This window comes from Streptomyces sp. NPDC048639 (assembly GCF_043199075.1).
Taxonomy (GTDB): Bacteria; Actinomycetota; Actinomycetes; order Streptomycetales; family Streptomycetaceae; genus Streptomyces.
Map to the genome: position 1 here is coordinate 144777 of NZ_JBICVP010000013.1, position 16241 is coordinate 161017.

Below are 16241 nucleotides of genomic sequence, written 5' to 3' on the forward strand. Positions count from 1 at the left end.
AGTCACGTCACTCTGAGTGCCCGCACCGTATGCACCGCATTCATATCTTATGCAAGAAATGTCCCTCTTCTGTGTGAGGGGTGCGGCTGAGAGGTGTCCAAGGGTGTGACGGGCATTGAAGCGGTGTCCGCGGAGCGCAATCGCTGAGGAGATCCTCATGACGGACATGAAGAGCCCTCCTGCCACGGGCAGAGGCCACTCGAACGAGACCGGTAAGGAACGGCAGGGCGGCAAGAAGACCTCCCAGGCCCCCGAGAACCGCGGGCGGACCACGATCTCGGACAGCGTGGTCGAGAAGATCTCCGCGATGGCCACCCGCGAGGTACCGGGCATCCACAGCCTTGGGGCCGGGATGTCCCGGAAGATCGGCGCAATGCGCGACCGGGTCCCCGCCGGCAGGCCGGGACTCACCCGCGGGGTGTCGGTCGAGGTGGGCGAACGCCAGGCAGCGGTGGACCTCGATGTCGTCGTCGAGTACGGCGTCTCGATAGCCGATGTCGCGGGCGAGGTGCGCGTGAACGTCGTCTCCGCCGTCGAGCGCATGACGGGTCTGGAGGTCGTCGAGGTGAACATCGCCGTGGACGACGTTCACCTGCCTGACGAGGAGGACGAGACGGAAGAGAGCGAAGGCCGCGTGGCGTGAGCCGGTGAGCCCTCAGAGAAATGATCACCGGACAGGTGAGTGAGACACATGGGAAAGGGAACAATCGGGCTGCTCACAGGCATGGTCCTGGGCTTCGCCGGCTACTTCGGAGGCTTCGGAGCATTCGTGGTGGTGGCAGTTCTGGGCGCTGTGGGCCTGATCATCGGCGGCTTCCTCCAAGGCGACTTCGCCCTCGGCGACTTCGTACGCCCCAGGGAAGAGGAACGCCGCCCCCGTGGCGAGACGCGGCTCTCCCGCAACGAGGGACGTCGCCCCCGTGACGAGGCGCGACGTACCCGGGACCTCGGTCCTCAGCAGTCCAGTCGCCCCCGAAGTGACGTCGGACCTGCCAGGAGCCGGGTGTCATGAGCGCTCAGCTCTCAACTGCCGCTCCTTCGGGCGACCCGCCCCGGGAAACGGGCGTAGCTGCCTCGGAGCTTCCGCCGCCGGCCGAACGCGGCGCGACCGTGATCCCGGAGCGGGTGGTGGCACGGATCGCCGCTCGTGCGGCGCGCGAGTCCCTGCTGCGGCATCCGGTCCCGGCACTCGTGCGCCGCGACCTGGCCGAGCCCCGGTCCTCCGTGGTGGTGCACCACGGGGCGGCTCGGCTGGGCCTGACCGTGGACCTGCCCTACCCCGTAGACATCGCCGACGCATCACTCCGGATGCAGAATCACGTCGCCGAGCGCGTGGCCGAGCTGACGGACCTGCGCGTCACCGAAGTGACGCTCGTCGTCCAGCGGCTCGTCTCCGCCGAGAGCCTGGCGGGGAAGAGAGTGGCCTGATGGCCGGTTGCCCACCCGGGCCGCGGAAGGAGAGCCCATGACGTACCACCCGACGCCGGTCTCACCCGAACCCGATCGGCTGCCTCCTCGCAAACGGCCGTCCCCCGCAGCAGACGCGGGCAAAGCCCCTGAACCTGTGGGCAAGGCCCCTGAACCCACGGATAAGAAGCCCGCGGGAAGCACATCCCCGCCCGCTCCCGCGCGCAGCGATGACGACCATCGTCCCCATCGGCCCTGGTCCGCGCGACGCGTACCGGCCATGCTTGCCGCACTGGCTTTGCTGCTGGCCGCCGGGATGCTGTTGTTCGACGTGGTCTGGGTACGCACCGGACACCAAGCCACCCCGTGGCGCAAGGACTTGGCGGATGAACTGGCCACCCGGCCGGTGGACGACGTCTGGGTGCTCACCGGCGCCGCGATCGTCGCAGCCGTCGGACTGTGGCTGATCGTGCTGGCGGTGACTCCGGGCATGCGCCGTCAACTGCCGCTGCGCGTACCCGAGGACGGTTCGGCGCACGCGATGCTCGACCGCGGCAGCGCGGGACAACTGCTGCGCGACGCCGCCATGCGCGTCCCCGGAGTCAGCCGGGCCAGGGTCCGGGTCCGCCGGCATCGGGTCAAAGTCCGCGCGGACGTGCGCTTCCGCGACCCACGTGAAGTCCAGGACGAGCTCATCGACGTCCTCGCACACGAACAGACCGAAGGGCTCGTCCTCGCCCACCCGCCGCGGCTGAAGGTACGCGTGCGGCAGCGCACCGCATGACGGCAGCCCACACGGACGGCCCACACCACGCCGGCCGTACGAGCCCAAAGCGCGGGGGAGGGCCGTACGAGCCCAAAGCGCGGGGGAGTTGGAGGAGAGGACGATGCAGACGCAGGCCAGGGTCAACCGGACCCTGCTGGCGCTGGCAGGCGTGGTCCTGCTGGGCGGTGGACTCCTGATACTCGCCGGCGGTTTCGACGTGTACCGGCATTTGAACCTCAACCCTCCCAGTGGCTGGCCACTGACCGCCCCCAACGACGTCCTGCTCAGCCGCGCCGACCGTACGGCGTGGACCGGCCAGGGCTGGTGGTGGCCCACCGTCATCGCCGGCCTGGCAATCGTCCTCCTGCTCGCCCTGTGGTGGCTTCTGGCCCAGATGCGCCAACGCCACCCGGGCCGTATGCCCGTCGGCGGACCGCGCCCCCAGCAAGGCGTGCAGCTGCGCGACGATGCGCTGAGCGACACCCTGGCCGCTGAAGCCGGCCACCTGCCCGGAGTTCAGGACGCGGCAGCCCGCATGACAGGGCGCCCCGCACACCCCGAAGCACGTGTCCGCCTCACCCTCGACCCCGACGGCGCCCCTGGGCCCGCACTCACGCAGCTGTGGCACGGACCGGTCGCGCGAGCCCGCCGGTCCACCGGCTGGGAGCAACTTCCCACCTCGGTGCAGGTGCGCGTCGCCCGGCAGAAGCCCCACCGCGTCGAGTAGGAGCGGCGACACGCACCTGAACGCTCATCTGTCCCAGCGGAGCCCCGGATCACGTCCTGTGGAAGGCCGCACGGGCACGGAGTTCGGCGACGGCTGATGCCGGATCCTCGGCGTAGCAGCGGAAGATGCGGGCCTCCGCCGCTTTGCCCAGCGGTCGGGTGAAGGGCGATCGGTTCCGTCAGTTCCACGGTGACCGTCGTCTGGCCGGCCACGGCGATGTCCGCACCGCCGTCCTTGTCCACCGCCGCCAGCCCGCTCTCGGGGAAGCGGCGTTCGACACGGGCGGAGGCTATGCGCCGGGCAGGGATGCGGATACCGAGCAGCACCCCGTAACGCAGCCATAACGCGCCGTCGGCGCCGATGACATGCGGGCGTACGACACAGGAGGCATGCAGAGCGATGACGAAGTACACGCCCCAGACGTCGAGGACGAGGACGATCATGTGCACCACGGGCCAGGGGATGAGATACGCGAGAGCCACGGTCTCCACGACGGAGACGAAGAGGAAGCCGTACATCATGGCCGTCTGACCGGAGGCGTACGGCACCGCGATGTCGCCCTCGCGCACACCGTGACGCCCACGGCGCGTCACCCAGCGCAGGAAGCTGGTGAAGAGCCACACCTCGTGCACGGTGAGCTTGCGTACGGGGACCGGGACCGAGTCCGATACGGCAGCGAGGACGGCCTGGCGCCGGTCCAGGCCCTCGCGCCGGTGACGGTGACAGTCCAGAGCCAGCACCGTGGCCGCGGCCACGAAGACGACGAACACCGCCAGCCCCACGGTGATGCGTGCCGCCGGTGCCACGCGTATCCCGGACCCCAGGCAAACCACCAGCACGACTTCGCCGGGCACCACCGCGGCGAACGACCACCGCACAACCTTGCGCAGCGCCCGCAGACCCGTCATCGGGTCCGCTCCTGCAGCAGCTGGATGGCACGGCGTATCGCCGCGGCCTGCGCCGGCGCGAAGTCCGCGAAGAACGCCTCTGCGAAACCACCGCCCGCCGCCTCCGGTTCCTCGCCGCCCGGGAGAGTCATCGCCTCGAGCACCCCGTCCGGCATGCTGCCGACGATGGCACAGGCTGTCCTCTCCACCCGAGGATCGTCCTCAGGCGCTCCCACCAGTTCATCGAGCTGGGTGTAGACGGCGTACGCCCGCGTGATGGCCTCCGGATCGGACCTCAACGCGTGCATCAACCCGTCGAACCAGCGGCGGTCACCGCCCGCAGCGTTGGTCTCCAGCAGCGCCAACAGCTCGCGCTCCTTGACCGCCATTGCGGGTTCCGGTCCGGGCAGCCCGGCGGAGACACGGGCCAAGTCGTCGAACAGCGCGGCGAGAGCGGGAGAGACCGGTGCCTCGGCGGACAGCCTGCCGCCCTCCTCCGCCTGCCGCAGCAGCTGCGCCAAGCGGACACGTCGCTGCCGGATGGACTCCTCCTGGCGTGCCAGATCCGCGTCGAGCTCGGCGAGCACCTCGGTCAGGTCCTTGCCCGCGTCCTCGGCCAGGACGTCGCGGACCTCGTCCAGGCCCAATCCCAGCGCCGTGAGGCGGCGGATACGGGCGAGCTCGACGGCGTCGCGCAGCGTGTATTCGCGGTATCCGTTGGGTTGTCGCGAGGGCTCGGGCAGCAGGCCGATGCGGTGGTAGTGCCGCACGGCGCGTGGGGTGATGCCGGCCACGCCGGCGAGTTCTCCGATCCGCATGACATCAGTAGAAACGTTGTCGCTGCGACAAGGTCAAGCGAAGTGCTGGGGCCACTCGTGATCGGGCAGCGGCCCTCGGTGATCAGGCCGGCAAGTGGTTGGGGTGGGAGGCCCGGCGGGCCGCGGACAGCAGGGCCTGGATTCGGGGGCCGACTTGGTCGGGGTCGGTCACGGGTGTTGCGAACGCCAGTCGGGCATCGCAATAGGTGCCGGGATACTCGAGGCGCAGTGTCACGCCGTAGCGGTCGAGCGCCACAGGAAGGGCGCGCACCATGCCCTTGTCCGGCTGCGCTTGCACGAGACGCAGGAGCAGGGGAACGAATTCACTGTGGTCGTCCAGAAGATGCGTCAGCATGCCGGCCTCGCAGCCGGCCAAGGGGTCGGGGGCGGTCGCCTGCAGCGCGTCCAGCGTTACGAACACGCGTCCGCGCGAGTCTTCGAGGACGGCCTGACCGAACTCCATACAGGTGCTCTCTTTGGACTCCCTGTCGTACGGAGCCGCGAGCAATCCGGTCAACGTGACGCGAGCCCGCAGCCGGTCGCGCACGGGTGTGGGTGCGATGTCGGTCAGTTCCAGCCTCACCGGGATGCGCACGTCCCCTTGGAGAGGGCCGGTCTCGGTGGGGGTGTGCAGGTGGACGTGCCCCATTGCCCCCGTGCCGTGGAGTCGATGCACCCCGGTATGAAGCCCGTCGCTCACCACTGTCATCGATTGAGCCGCGGCCAAGATCGACAGAACGCGTTCGGCGGCGGTCGGCTGGGTGACGCGAGTGCGGAAGGGGCGCATCCAAGTTCTCCCATGGCAGCGGTCGCAGAGACCCGAGGAGGTCAGTTAGGCAAGCCTAACCTAACTCAATGTGGGGGGTGGGGGTAGCCCTGCCGATGCCCTGCACGGCAAGTTCGAGGAGGCGGGGGAGTCAAGTGCGGCACCGGGCTTCGGGGCTCATGTGGCCGCCGACGGCCGCCTCATGGCAGAGGTCGATCGCAACCTCCCTTCGCCCGGCCTCGATGGGAGATTTCGTGACAGCCGTTTCCCGCGGGGTGGCGAGCTGAGCGACTCGTGGGCCTGTGGCCGGGGTGCGGCCGGGGGCCCCGACCATCCCAGGGCTCATCGCCGCACCACTCCACGATCGCCCTTGCGTAATACTCAGCTGGGCGTAGCATTGGCGCTCGTGACGAGCCGACGTGCCCTCAGCGAGCAGGACTACCTGATCCTGGTCTCGATCTCGCCCCAGCCCCTGCATGGCTACGCCATCACTCAGCAGATCAAGCAGCTCACGGCGGACGTCATGGCGCTGAGCCCAGGAACGCTCTACAAGGCACTCGACCGCATGCTCGCCAAGGGATGGATCGAGATCTCCGGTGAGGAGATCGTCAACAGTCGGCTGCGCCGCAACTATCGGCTCACCGGGGCAGGACGCGCGGTCCTCGATACGGAAGTGGCGCGTCGCAGTCGCATGGAGAAGGAGGTGCGCAGAAGGTTGCGCGGACCAGCACTGGGAGAAGCGACGTGACGACGGGCCCACCGGCAGACCGGCGTTGCTACTGGCAGGCGTTGCGTTTCTACTCCAGAGCCTGGCAGGAGCGGCACGGTGCCGACATGGTGACCATGATGATGGATGCCGCCGAGGACGGCGAAGACCCTTTGAGTGATCACGGGCGGCGTTCGCTCATGTGGTCCGGCCTCTGCCAGCGATTCGCCTCCCGCCCGTTCGCCGGGCTCTTGACCGTGCTGATCCTTCTGAGTCTGGGCGTCTTCGAGTGGAGCACCTATCGGATGGTGAAGACCGCACTCCATGTCGACGCTCACGACACCGGCGGCAGCGTCTCCGGCGATCTGTGGTTCTGGCTGCTACCCGCCTCCTCGGCACTGCTGCTCCTCGCGGGCATCACGACGCTCACCATCAGCATGCTGCGTCTGCCACCGCTCCCGCGCCGCCCCGCCGGTACCGCGCCGTGGGGCTGGACGGCTTGGCCGGCCCTTGGAGCTTCGCTGGCAATGCCACTGGTCGGCAGCGTGCTCGCCGTTGTGAGTCTCGTAGCAGGTGTTCGGCTGTATCACCGAACCCGGCAGGGTCGCTATCGCGTCCTCGCAGCGCTCAGTGCGGCTTCTATCGCCTTGACGGCGCTGTTTCTGCTTCCGCAGGCGAGCATTCTGCTGTTGGAGAATCAGGTCGGGTAACGCGAGTTGGGGCGGGTCGCCTGCTGAACTGTATGCCGCACGACCCCTGATGGCCTCTCCGCACCGAGGAACCACCTGTCGAGAACAGCCTGTCACGCCCGCACCCTCCTCCTGGACGGCTGTGCGGAGAGATGAACGGGAGCGCGTCCCGCAGGGCATTCGGGGACGCGCTCCCGTTCGCATGGAGCCGGTGAGCCGGTGAGCCGGTGAGCCGGTGAGCCGGTGAGCCGGTGAGACGTGACGTGGGTATGAGGAAGCGGGTGCCGGGATCAGCCGGCCGTGTTGCGGACGAGTTCGTCCGCCAGCTCCGGTGAGAACGTGCCCGCGCCTGGGCCGCCGTTGCAGTATCCGTCCGACTCGCCCGGCTGCTTGACCCACAGGAACGCGTGCACCGCGCCGTCGCCGGTGCTCGTGGTGGGCTGGGAGCCCAGGGCGCGTCCGGAGGGATTGCACCACTGGCTGTCGGGCGTCGGGCCGTTGCCATTGCGGCTCGTGTCCACGACCAGGCCCAGGGAGCTGTCACCGATCTCGCTCAGCAGTTGCTTCCCGTAGGCGACCTCATCTGCGGTGGTGCGGAAATTCGAGACGTTGGTGACGACTCCGTCGCCTTGTTCGACACCCGCGGCCCGGAGGTCGGCCGAGGAGACCTTCCAGCCGCTGTGCCCGCCGTCGTAGTACACCTTCGCGTTCGGGTTGGTCGCGGTGATGGTGGCGCCGGCCTGCTTGAGGGCGGTGAGCCGCTGTTCCTTGTCGACGCTCTGGCAATTCGCAGACTGGGCTATGGCGTCCGGTTCGAGGAGGACGAAGACTTCGCGGTCGCCCAGCCCCTGGGAGAACGCCTGGATCCATGAGGTGTAGGAGGCGTAGTCCGGGGCGCCTCCGGCCGAGTGGGAACCGCAGTCGCGGTTCGGAATCATGTAGGCGACCACGGACGCGGTGGTCCCTTCGGCGGCGGCCCCGTCGGTCACCTTCTTCACCGACGCGGTCACGTTCGAGGAATTGGCGTCGTACGAGGCGAACCACGTCGATCTGGGGACATCCGCGATCTTCTGCTGGATGCCGGCCGCCCGCGGGTCTCCGCCGTTGTTCCGAACCCATTGGTTCGCCTGTGATTCGGTGTTGACGTAGAACGCGGCGGCCGTCACCGCCCCCGACGCCGGTGTGAGAATGGCCAGGGATGTCGCCACAGGCATCACGAGGGCGGTCACGATGAGGGATCTTCTCATGGCATTCCTTTCAGCGAACGGACCGTTTGTCGTCATGACCGCATCGCCCCGCAAAGGAAGGCGTATTGCGTGACGAAAAAGGGTGTGAGAACGGACGAGGAATGATCCCGGCGGATTCGTGGGAGCGCTCCCACCCGAATGGGAAGAACGCTACTGGAGTGTGTTTCCGGCCGACAACCCTCGGGAGAGAGGTCCATGACCGGGTACCGGCATCGACAAGCGGTCGCGGTCAATTCCGCCGGCAGCGCGGTGCGTCACCTCGGACATCGGTCCGCGCACGGCGCTTCGGGACCATCAAGTGGTGTGAATCGAGGTGCCGGTGGGCTCGAACGTGTCTCCCTCGGCACCGGGGAGCCGGCGCGCGGAGAGGCCCGATGACGCGGGGCGAGGGGCGCGCACGACGGAATGACGGCCCGCCCGATCACACCTCGCGCTCTCCCGTACGGGGCTTCGGCAGAGGACCCGCAGATGAGACGAGGCGAAGGGCGCTCTCCGCGAGGATCTCGATCAAGAGGTCGAGCAATGGCGGGGCGCTGCGCGGGTTCCAGAGCGCCGAGTAGCCCACCGTCACGGGGGAGTTGACGGGCACGGCCACCAGCCCCCGAGGGAGATGGTCCGCGTACGAGGCGGGCTGCGGCATCACGAGGTCTTCTGCACGCAGCCGCAAGTAGGACAGGCTCAGCCAGGCCTCGTGGAGGATGGGCACACGCCCGAGGGAGCTCGCGAGTGCGTGGAGGGCGTTCCAGTAGCCGGGGTAGCTCGTACGAGGCCAGCACAGCCAGTCGTAGGCGGACAGATCGGAGAGCTCCACCTCGCGTGACCGGGCCAGCGGGTGCTGACGGCCTACGATCGCGCACAGCTTCTCCCGGCCGAGGGGACGGCCGACCAGACCGGGCCCCGCCGCGCCGAGTTCGAGTCCCACGCCGATGTCCACGCGGCCGCTCAGCAGGGCCGGACGCAGCGACTGCTCCGTGCATTCGGTGCCACGCAGGTGCAGCCCCGGCTCCTTGCGTTCCCAGGTGCTGACGCCTTCGGGCAGGAGCCGGTGGGCCGCGCTGGGGGTGTGGCCGATGCGGATCAGCCACTCGCCGGACGCGCCCACTTCCTGTACGGAGACCAGGGCGCGGTCCAGTGCCTGGAGCGCGGGGTCGATCCGGTCGCGCAGCACTCTGCCTGCGGGGGTGAGTTGCACGCGGCGGGTGGTGCGCTCGAACAGCTGCACCTGAAGGCTGGATTCCAGTGCGCGTACCTGGGCGGAAACGGCCTGCTGGCTGAGGTAGAGCCGACCGGCGGCCCGGGTGAAGCTCAACTCGTGCGCCACGACCAGGAAAGCCCTGAGCAGGCGCACATCCAGATGGCCTATCTCGGTCAACGTGCCTGCCCTTGTGGTCTGCCGATCTCGTCCTATCGGCACAGGTTGATCATCCGGAGGTGGTGACGGTGGGTCAACACGCGCCCTGCCAGTCACAGGCGATCGCTGTGAACCGAGGGCGGGCCGACCGCGGTTGCGGGGCCGGCATCGCAGCCGAGAGGTGCGCCGCAGCCGGTCCCTTCCGCGGGATCGACCGGCGGCTGCCGGGTCGCACGAGTGGAGCCGGCGGCCGAGGACTGACCATCGGCGCTTGTCTCTCGGCGCTCGGGCCCCGGTAGGTCGCCCCGCGGCGACCCCCGAGCCGTCGGGACGAGTGAGGCTCCGTCGCTGTCGTGACCCTGCCTCGTGTTCGCCTCCGGCGGCATCTCCCCGACGGCGGGCGGGCACCCCGCGGGCTTTCCCGTTCCGCCGGGCAGCCGGTGACCTTCGGCCGGCCCCTGCCAGGGAACCGAGCCGTGACGGGACGGGAACGACATCCGGGCGCGCACGGTCTTCCCGCCGGGATGCCGGTGAACGGACCACTCGTCCGCGAGGCTCGCGACGATCTGCAGCCCGAATCCACCGGACTCCCCGCGCCGCTCCTCCGGTACCGGGACCGGCGGCAGGGGGCTGGGGTCGTCGACCTCGATCGCGAGTGATTCGCGCTCCCAGAGCAGGAGCAGCGTCAGCGGGCCGCTGGTGTGACGGCACGCGTTGGTGACCAGCTCGTCGGCGATCAGCAGGGCCGCGTCGATCAGTTCCGCGGCTGCCGTCTCACCGCCGGGGGCGGGATCGGCCGAGGTCAGGTACCGGCGGACAACGCCGCGTGCGTGGCGCACCGGATCCTGCCGTGCGGCGAGATCGACGCAGCGCGCGGCGCATGGGATCCTCCACTGCGCCTGCGCCATGACGCGGCTCCTTTCCGGGCCGGTTTCCGGGCGTACGTGCACCCATGACCACGGTCCTCCCTCCCCGCGCGGGCCGTACCAGGGAGAATCCCCAGGTCCCCGGCGGCCGCGGCATGGTCGCCAACGGCCCGTCATGGTCCCCGGAGCAAGCCGTTCCGCCTGGTCGGGAGCGCTGAACCCCGGGGTCGCGGGGCCTGTACGACTCGTACGACCCGCTGCGTAACGGGATGCGCCCGCACCGCCGCTCGCCGGCCGGGTCGGTTCCATCTGCGCGGCCCGGCCGCTCCGCCGCGACATCCGGCCTCGCCCACCCGTGCCGCGCGGCCCCGAGCCTCACCCCATTTCCGGGACCCACGCACGATGCTTGTTGATGGATCGCGCCCATCACCCTCAGCCCGGCACGAGGGCGTGCGCCTCCGACCGCACGGGAGGGGTGGAGTGCCCTTGAACGGCGCCTTCGAAATGACGGCCCGCTCCCGACGTGAATCGGTGCGGTGCCCCGTTCGGTCGCGGTCCGAAGACTGGTGAAATGCCTTGGACCGTCGGTCCATTGACCTCGCTCGTTTGTCTATGGCGCAGCGAGAAAGTGCGTGTTGTTCCGGATCCCTGTCGTGCAATTGCACACTCCAGTACCGTGCTCGCCACACCAGGGTTTTCCGGACTCGATTCCGGTTCGTGGTGCATCACTTCTCCCGGATGGCCTGGATGGCCGAGCTCCTTTGCGAGTCCCGGCGAACGGAATCCGGTTCGGTCCCAATTCCTCGTGGGGGGCATCATGACCAGATCTCGCAGTCTCACATCCAAGCTCAGATGGTATGCGGTGGCCGCCCTGTCCTCTCTCGGACTCATCGCGTCGGGCCTTGCCCTGTCTCCGACGGCGTCGGCCGCCGAAACGTACTCCGGTGTCGGTACGCACTTCGATGCCACCGGTCAGGACGGCGGCGCGTGCGGTGTCCCGCCGGAGCAGATCGAGAGCCGGAACTTCGTCGCGCTCAATGTGTGGGACACCCCGGGCTACTTCGAGTACGACCTCCCGCGGCCCGTTCCGCCCGACCGCGCCGACATCAAGGGGATGTGGGACAACGGCCGCAACTGCGGCCGCTGGGTGCAGATCAAGCTGAGCGACTTCTGCTCCGTGGCCAACGGCGGGCAGCCGGGTGCGGGAATCTGCACCGGTGGCGAGTGGCGGCCCGACGAGTACAACGGCGCCACCGTCAACGCGGTCATCACCGACAGCTGCGGTGACGGGAACGAGTGGTGCCGGTCGAGCAAGTACCACCTGGACCTCTCCCGCTACTCGCTGGGCCAGTTCACCCAGGGCGGCAGCCCGGTCGGCGACCTGGAGACCATGGGCAAGTGGAACAACCGGAAGATCGATTGGTCGTTCATCCCGGCCCCCGGCCACAGCGGTGACATCAAGCTCGGCTTCGCCAAGGACGCCTACGAGTACTACTCGCCCGTCATCATCACGAATCTGCCCAACGGCATCCACGGAGTGCAGTACCACGACGGCTCCTCCTGGAAGTCCGCGCAGACCACCGGCGACTCGGGGCAGCGGTACGAGATCCAGCCGTACTCCGCAGACCGGCGCGACTACAGGATCCGTGTCATCGACGCCGACGACCAACTGCTGTACGGCGGCCGCGAGTACGCCTTCAGCCGGCCCAGCGGCTGCGACCGCTGCACGGCGCTCTACACCCCCGTCGACTACACCACCAGCGGCGGAGGCGTGTCACCGGAGAACCCCACCTCGGAGGACACCCAGGCCCCCGGCGCCCCGTCGGGTCTGACGGCCACCGGGACCACCGGCAGCAGCGTGTCCCTCGCGTGGGACGCCTCGTCGGACAACGTGGGGGTGGCGGGCTACGACATCCACCGCAACGGCCAGAAGGTCGGCAGCTCGTCCGGCACCTCGTACATCGACACCGGCCTGTCGCCGTCCACGGCGTACGCGTACGAGGTCAGGGCGCGCGATGCCGCGAACAATGTCTCGTCGGCTTCGAACACGGTCAACGCGTCGACCCCGGCAGGCGGATCGGACCCCGGAGGCGGCTCGGACTGCATCGCGTCGATGGCGGTGACCCAGTCGTGGAGCGGCGGATTCAACGCCGATGTGACCGTGAAGAACACCGGCGGCACCGCGACGAAGGCATGGAAGGCGCAGTGGACATGGCCCGGCGGCCAGTCCGTCTCCAACCACTGGAGTGCCCAACTGGCCCAGTCCGGCAGCTCGGTGACCGCGTCGAACGTGGACTACAACGCCTCGGTGGCGCCGTCGGGCACCACCACCTTCGGGGTCACGGCGAACGGCAGCGTTCCGTCGTCCCTGCCCGCGGTGACATGCACCGTCACCGGCTGATCCCCGCCGCGGTCCTCAGGGGACCACGGCGGTCCAGGCGGGAGGGCGCCGTCGCCAGGAACGCCCTCCCGCCTCCCACCCCCACAAGGAGCCCGATCATGGGACGTTCGATGCGGTACGTCGTGGGGGCAGCGCTGTCCCTCCTCCTCATCCCGCTCGTCAGCCCCGCCGGCCCGGCCGGCGCCGCCGACGTCACGGAGCCGGTTCCGGTCGTGTTCGACCCCGGCCCCAAGGCCCGCTGTTTCGGTGTGGTGCGGGAGTTCTACAGCGTGACCCCCCAGAACGAGACCAACGACTCCTACGACACCTCCGGTTGCGGCGCCGTGGACGACCCCGCGCGCGTGGACGGCAACTGCCAGGACCGCTTCCCGTACACCGGGGCGTACGGACCGGCCTGTCCCGCCTGGGACTTCGTGACGATGGACTGGAACTCCTCCGGCCTCCGCCAGTACCCGGGCTACGACCACCAGGTCTGGGGCTCCTCCGGCTCCCCGCTGACCCTGGTGATGCAGAACAACAGCCGGACCCTCGGCGACTGCACCCTGCGCGAAGTTGCGTTCTCGTACCACTACCCCTCCAGTTCGCTGCGCCGGAAGGAGAACGGGAACGAGTACCGGCTCGCCGACGGCAGGCTCACGGTGTCCTACGACGCCTGGGCCGAGCAGTCGGGAGGCTTCGCCTGTGACGAGAAGCGGGCGATCCTGACCACCGATCTCATCTACAAGGCCAACGGGAAGAAGAACGTCATCTCGGTGGTGCACCACGACCCGGGGAACTTCGCCGGCACCCCCGACCAGAACGGGGTCCTCTGGAAGAACGACTGCGCCGACGGCTGCCGCGTCACGGTCCTCGGCGAGCGGATTCCCGCCGGGTCCACCACCCGGATCAGCGTCGACTTCACGGACCTCGCGGGCAGACTCGCCCCGTACCTGGGGCACGACCCCGTACCGGGCGACTCGTCCCTCCTGGCGGTCCAGATCGTCAACAGCGGGAAGGGGTCCGACCTGCAGACGCGCGTCTCGAACGCCGCGGTCACGCTGCAGCCCGACGGGGCGGGCGCGAGCACCGACCGGGACGACGGCCGATGAGCCGGCCCGCCCCGTCCACCCGCCATCCGACCGCCTCCCCGGTCGGCGCACCGTCCTGCCGGGCCCACCGAGCCGTGGCCCGCAGCGCGTTCACATCTGAAAGGAAGACCGTCCCATGAAGAGCACCGGAAGACGCCTCGCCGTCACGGCCGCGTGCGTCGTGCTGGCCGCCGGCAGCAGCGGACTGCTCAGTTCCGCACAGGGCGCCGCCGCCCCGCGGCAGACGATCGCCGTCCCCGCCTACATCTACCCCTCGGACAACGCCTGGGGGAAGCTCCACAACCCCGCGCCCGGGGCAGGCCTGATCGTGGCCAATCCGGCCAGCGGTCCCGGGACCGGCCGGGACCCCGCATACGCCGAGGCGATCCGGGACGCTCACGACGCCGGGAAGAAGGTCATCGGCTACGTCGACACCGGCTACTTCGGCACCACGGGCTGGGCCGTCCCCGGGACCGATGACTCCTCAACCTCCGCCTGGATGGACGCAGTCAAGGAGAACGTCGACTCCTGGTACCGCCTCTACGGCGACTCCGGCGTCGGCGGCATCTTCTTCGACGACGCCCTGAACGACTGCGGCCCCTCATCCGGGAGCACGGCCCATGTGGACCTGTACGAGGAGATCCAGGCGTATGTGAAGTCCAAGGATCCGGCCGCCCACGTCGCCGCCAACCCCGGCACCCACCCCGACGAGTGCTACGCGGACGCCGCGGACACCCTGGTGACCTTCGAAGGCAGCTACGCCCAGTACGAGGACTGGTCCCCCTCCTCCTGGGAGACCGCCGTCGCACCCTCCAAGATCTGGCATCTCGTATACGAGACCGACCAGTCCCGAATGCCCGGCGCCATCTCCCTCTCGAAGGACCGTAACGCCGGATACGTCTACGTCACCGACGACGACAACACCCCCGTCGACGGGCTGCCATGGGGCAACCCGTGGGACACCCTCCCGCCCGACGCCTACTGGTCGGCCGAAGTCGCCGCCGCCGGGGAATGACAGAAGGACCCAGGCGGAGCGCCGTCGATTCCTCACTCCCGAACCGTCACGCTCAATCCCCGAGAAGACGCAGCGGATCCGGTGCACGCCCCGTGCACCGGACCGCCCCCTCACCCCAGGGAGCCCCCATGTCCACCGACCACCAGCCCGGTTCCTCCCTGCGCAGATGGATCCCCTTCATCTCCGCCGCCACGCTGGCGGGGGCGGTTGCGCTGCTGTCCGGCCACGCCCAGGCGCTTCCGGCGTCCCCGGCGCTGCCACCTGCCAACTCCGGGTTCGACTACCAGATCGGCGGTGCCTACACCCCGCCCGACGGCGTACAGGTGGTGAGCCGGGACCATGGCGACAGCCCGGCCCCGGGCCTCTACAACATCTGTTACATCAACGCGTTCCAGACGCAGCCCGGCGAACGCGACGAGTGGCCCTCGGACCTCATCCTCAAGGACTCCGACGGCAAGGACGCCGAGGACCCGGACTGGCCGGGGGAGTACGCCCTGGACCTCGCGACCCCGGAGAAGCGTTCCGCCGTCGCCGAGAGGATCGGCGGGCTGATCGACACCTGTGCCTCCAAGGGCTTCGACGCCCCAGAACCGGACAACTACGACACGTTCACCCGGTTCGACGGGCTGACGGCGGAGCACGCGAAGGCGTACATGTCCCTGCTCGTGGATCGCGCTCACGCACGCGATCTGGCCATCGCCCAGAAGAACACCGTCGAACTGGCCGCGGACGCCCGGTCCTTGGGCATCGACTTCGCCGTCGTCGAGGAATGCGGTGTTACGTGGCCGGGCTCGGACGGACCAGAGTGCTCCGCCTATGAGGAGGCGTTCGGCGACCTCGTCCTCGACGTGGAGTACACCGAGGAGGGCTTCGAGGCGGCCTGTTCCGGATGGTCGGGCCGCTTCGGAATCGTGCAGCGCGACGTGGACGTGAGCACGCCCGGTTCGGGCGACTACGTGAGAAGGACCTGCGAGGACTGAGGCGCTGGGCAGGCGCAGCCGGCCGGCCGGCCGGCCGGCCAGCCAGCCAGTCGGCCGGTCGGCCAGCCGGGCGGTCGGCCAGCCGGGCGGCCCGGCCGTGACCGTCCAGTGGCATGCGCACACCGGGCATCGGTCGGTGCGATGCCCGGCCGACTGTCGGCGGTGACCGTTTTTGCAAGGTCGAACGAACCGGGCGTCGCCGCAGAATTCCGCCCCGGCGATACAGAGTCGTGGAGTTCCGGTGGACGGCGCTTGCGTAAGTCCTTCCTCTGCCGCGACCCGGTCGCCGCGGCCGCCATCACCCACAAACGCATACGCCCCTACCGACCGGATCCCCGGTGTCGCCGCCTCTCTGTTAAGCGCCTGCCCCTTAGTTGGTTCGAGAACGACCGGCCACGCTGCCGCAGCTGCACGACAAGGCGTCACCACGCCGCATCCGCCGCCTGCGCCGCAATCTGAGGATTCAGCCAAGGTGGCGCCCGAGTCCGGTGTCCTCTCGTCGGCCAACTTCCCTACCTGCACGCGGACTTCGACCTGTGCCGACCTTT

The 16241-nt window shown here is 69.2% G+C and carries 15 protein-coding genes and 1 pseudogene; 11 read left to right on the forward strand and 5 right to left on the reverse strand.

The window, feature by feature from the left end; translation table 11 throughout:
• The first annotated feature begins 157 nt into the window (after nt 1-157).
• The 5 genes and pseudogenes from ACGFNH_RS29920 to ACGFNH_RS29940 all read left to right on the forward strand — a co-directional run bounded on the left by ACGFNH_RS29920 (nt 158) and on the right by ACGFNH_RS29940 (nt 2900).
• Nucleotides 158-643, forward strand: a complete 486-nt coding sequence (locus tag ACGFNH_RS29920; RefSeq protein WP_393659049.1) for an Asp23/Gls24 family envelope stress response protein — start codon at nt 158-160, stop codon at nt 641-643.
• A gap of 48 nt (nt 644-691) precedes the next feature.
• Nucleotides 692-874: pseudogene (locus tag ACGFNH_RS29925) on the forward strand (hypothetical protein); the annotation flags it as partial.
• A gap of 134 nt (nt 875-1008) precedes the next feature.
• Entirely contained in the window at nt 1009-1428 is a 420-nt protein-coding gene (locus tag ACGFNH_RS29930; RefSeq protein ID WP_393659051.1) for an Asp23/Gls24 family envelope stress response protein, read from the forward strand.
• A gap of 259 nt (nt 1429-1687) precedes the next feature.
• Nucleotides 1688-2191 (forward strand): DUF6286 domain-containing protein, encoded by a 504-nt coding sequence (locus ACGFNH_RS29935; RefSeq protein WP_393659053.1) that lies wholly within the window; start codon nt 1688-1690, stop codon nt 2189-2191.
• 103 nt (nt 2192-2294) lie between these two features.
• On the forward strand, nt 2295-2900 hold the full coding sequence (locus ACGFNH_RS29940; RefSeq protein WP_393659055.1) for an alkaline shock response membrane anchor protein AmaP: 606 nt from the start codon (nt 2295-2297) through the stop codon (nt 2898-2900).
• Between the two features lie 904 nt (nt 2901-3804).
• Here ACGFNH_RS29940 and ACGFNH_RS29945 read toward each other — a convergent pair.
• Both ACGFNH_RS29945 and ACGFNH_RS29950 read right to left on the reverse strand, forming a co-directional pair.
• Nucleotides 3805-4605 carry a MerR family transcriptional regulator gene (locus tag ACGFNH_RS29945; RefSeq protein ID WP_393659057.1) on the reverse strand — a complete coding sequence of 267 codons (801 nt, stop codon included), beginning with the start codon at nt 4603-4605 and terminating at the stop codon, nt 3805-3807.
• Nucleotides 4606-4687: 82 nt separating this feature from the next.
• Nucleotides 4688-5392, reverse strand: coding sequence for a DUF2470 domain-containing protein (locus ACGFNH_RS29950; RefSeq protein ID WP_393659059.1), 705 nt, complete (start codon nt 5390-5392; stop codon nt 4688-4690).
• Between the two features lie 385 nt (nt 5393-5777).
• On the opposite strand from ACGFNH_RS29950, the gene ACGFNH_RS29955 reads away from it, so the two are divergent.
• Together ACGFNH_RS29955 and ACGFNH_RS29960 are read left to right on the forward strand one after the other, a co-directional pair.
• Nucleotides 5778-6119, forward strand: a complete 342-nt coding sequence (locus tag ACGFNH_RS29955) for a PadR family transcriptional regulator (RefSeq protein WP_393659061.1) — start codon at nt 5778-5780, stop codon at nt 6117-6119.
• A gap of 86 nt (nt 6120-6205) precedes the next feature.
• Nucleotides 6206-6787, forward strand: a complete 582-nt coding sequence (locus tag ACGFNH_RS29960; protein WP_393659063.1) for a hypothetical protein — start codon at nt 6206-6208, stop codon at nt 6785-6787.
• 269 nt (nt 6788-7056) lie between these two features.
• Here ACGFNH_RS29960 and ACGFNH_RS29965 read toward each other — a convergent pair whose 3' ends face one another.
• The 3 genes from ACGFNH_RS29965 to ACGFNH_RS29975 form a co-directional block, all read right to left on the reverse strand.
• Nucleotides 7057-8013: a glycoside hydrolase family 6 protein gene (locus ACGFNH_RS29965; RefSeq protein WP_393659065.1), complete on the reverse strand. Its 957-nt coding sequence runs from the start codon at nt 8011-8013 to the stop codon at nt 7057-7059.
• A gap of 421 nt (nt 8014-8434) precedes the next feature.
• Nucleotides 8435-9385 (reverse strand): LysR family transcriptional regulator, encoded by a 951-nt coding sequence (locus ACGFNH_RS29970; RefSeq protein ID WP_393659067.1) that lies wholly within the window; start codon nt 9383-9385, stop codon nt 8435-8437.
• A 92-nt stretch (nt 9386-9477) separates the two neighbouring features.
• Nucleotides 9478-10272 carry an ATP-binding protein gene (locus ACGFNH_RS29975; RefSeq protein ID WP_393659069.1) on the reverse strand — a complete coding sequence of 265 codons (795 nt, stop codon included), beginning with the start codon at nt 10270-10272 and terminating at the stop codon, nt 9478-9480.
• An 820-nt stretch (nt 10273-11092) separates the two neighbouring features.
• On the opposite strand from ACGFNH_RS29975, the gene ACGFNH_RS29980 reads away from it, so the two are divergent.
• From ACGFNH_RS29980 to ACGFNH_RS29995, 4 genes are all read left to right on the forward strand, one after another.
• A complete protein-coding gene (locus ACGFNH_RS29980) occupies nt 11093-12631 on the forward strand; it encodes a cellulose binding domain-containing protein (RefSeq protein ID WP_393659071.1) in 1539 nt (512 codons plus the stop codon).
• 98 nt (nt 12632-12729) lie between these two features.
• Nucleotides 12730-13719, forward strand: coding sequence for a hypothetical protein (locus ACGFNH_RS29985; protein ID WP_393659073.1), 990 nt, complete (start codon nt 12730-12732; stop codon nt 13717-13719).
• 115 nt (nt 13720-13834) lie between these two features.
• Nucleotides 13835-14713, forward strand: a complete 879-nt coding sequence (locus ACGFNH_RS29990) for a spherulation-specific family 4 protein (RefSeq protein ID WP_393659075.1) — start codon at nt 13835-13837, stop codon at nt 14711-14713.
• Nucleotides 14714-14841: 128 nt separating this feature from the next.
• Nucleotides 14842-15693 (forward strand): endo alpha-1,4 polygalactosaminidase, encoded by an 852-nt coding sequence (locus ACGFNH_RS29995; protein WP_393659077.1) that lies wholly within the window; start codon nt 14842-14844, stop codon nt 15691-15693.
• The last annotated feature ends 548 nt before the right edge of the window (nt 15694-16241 follow it).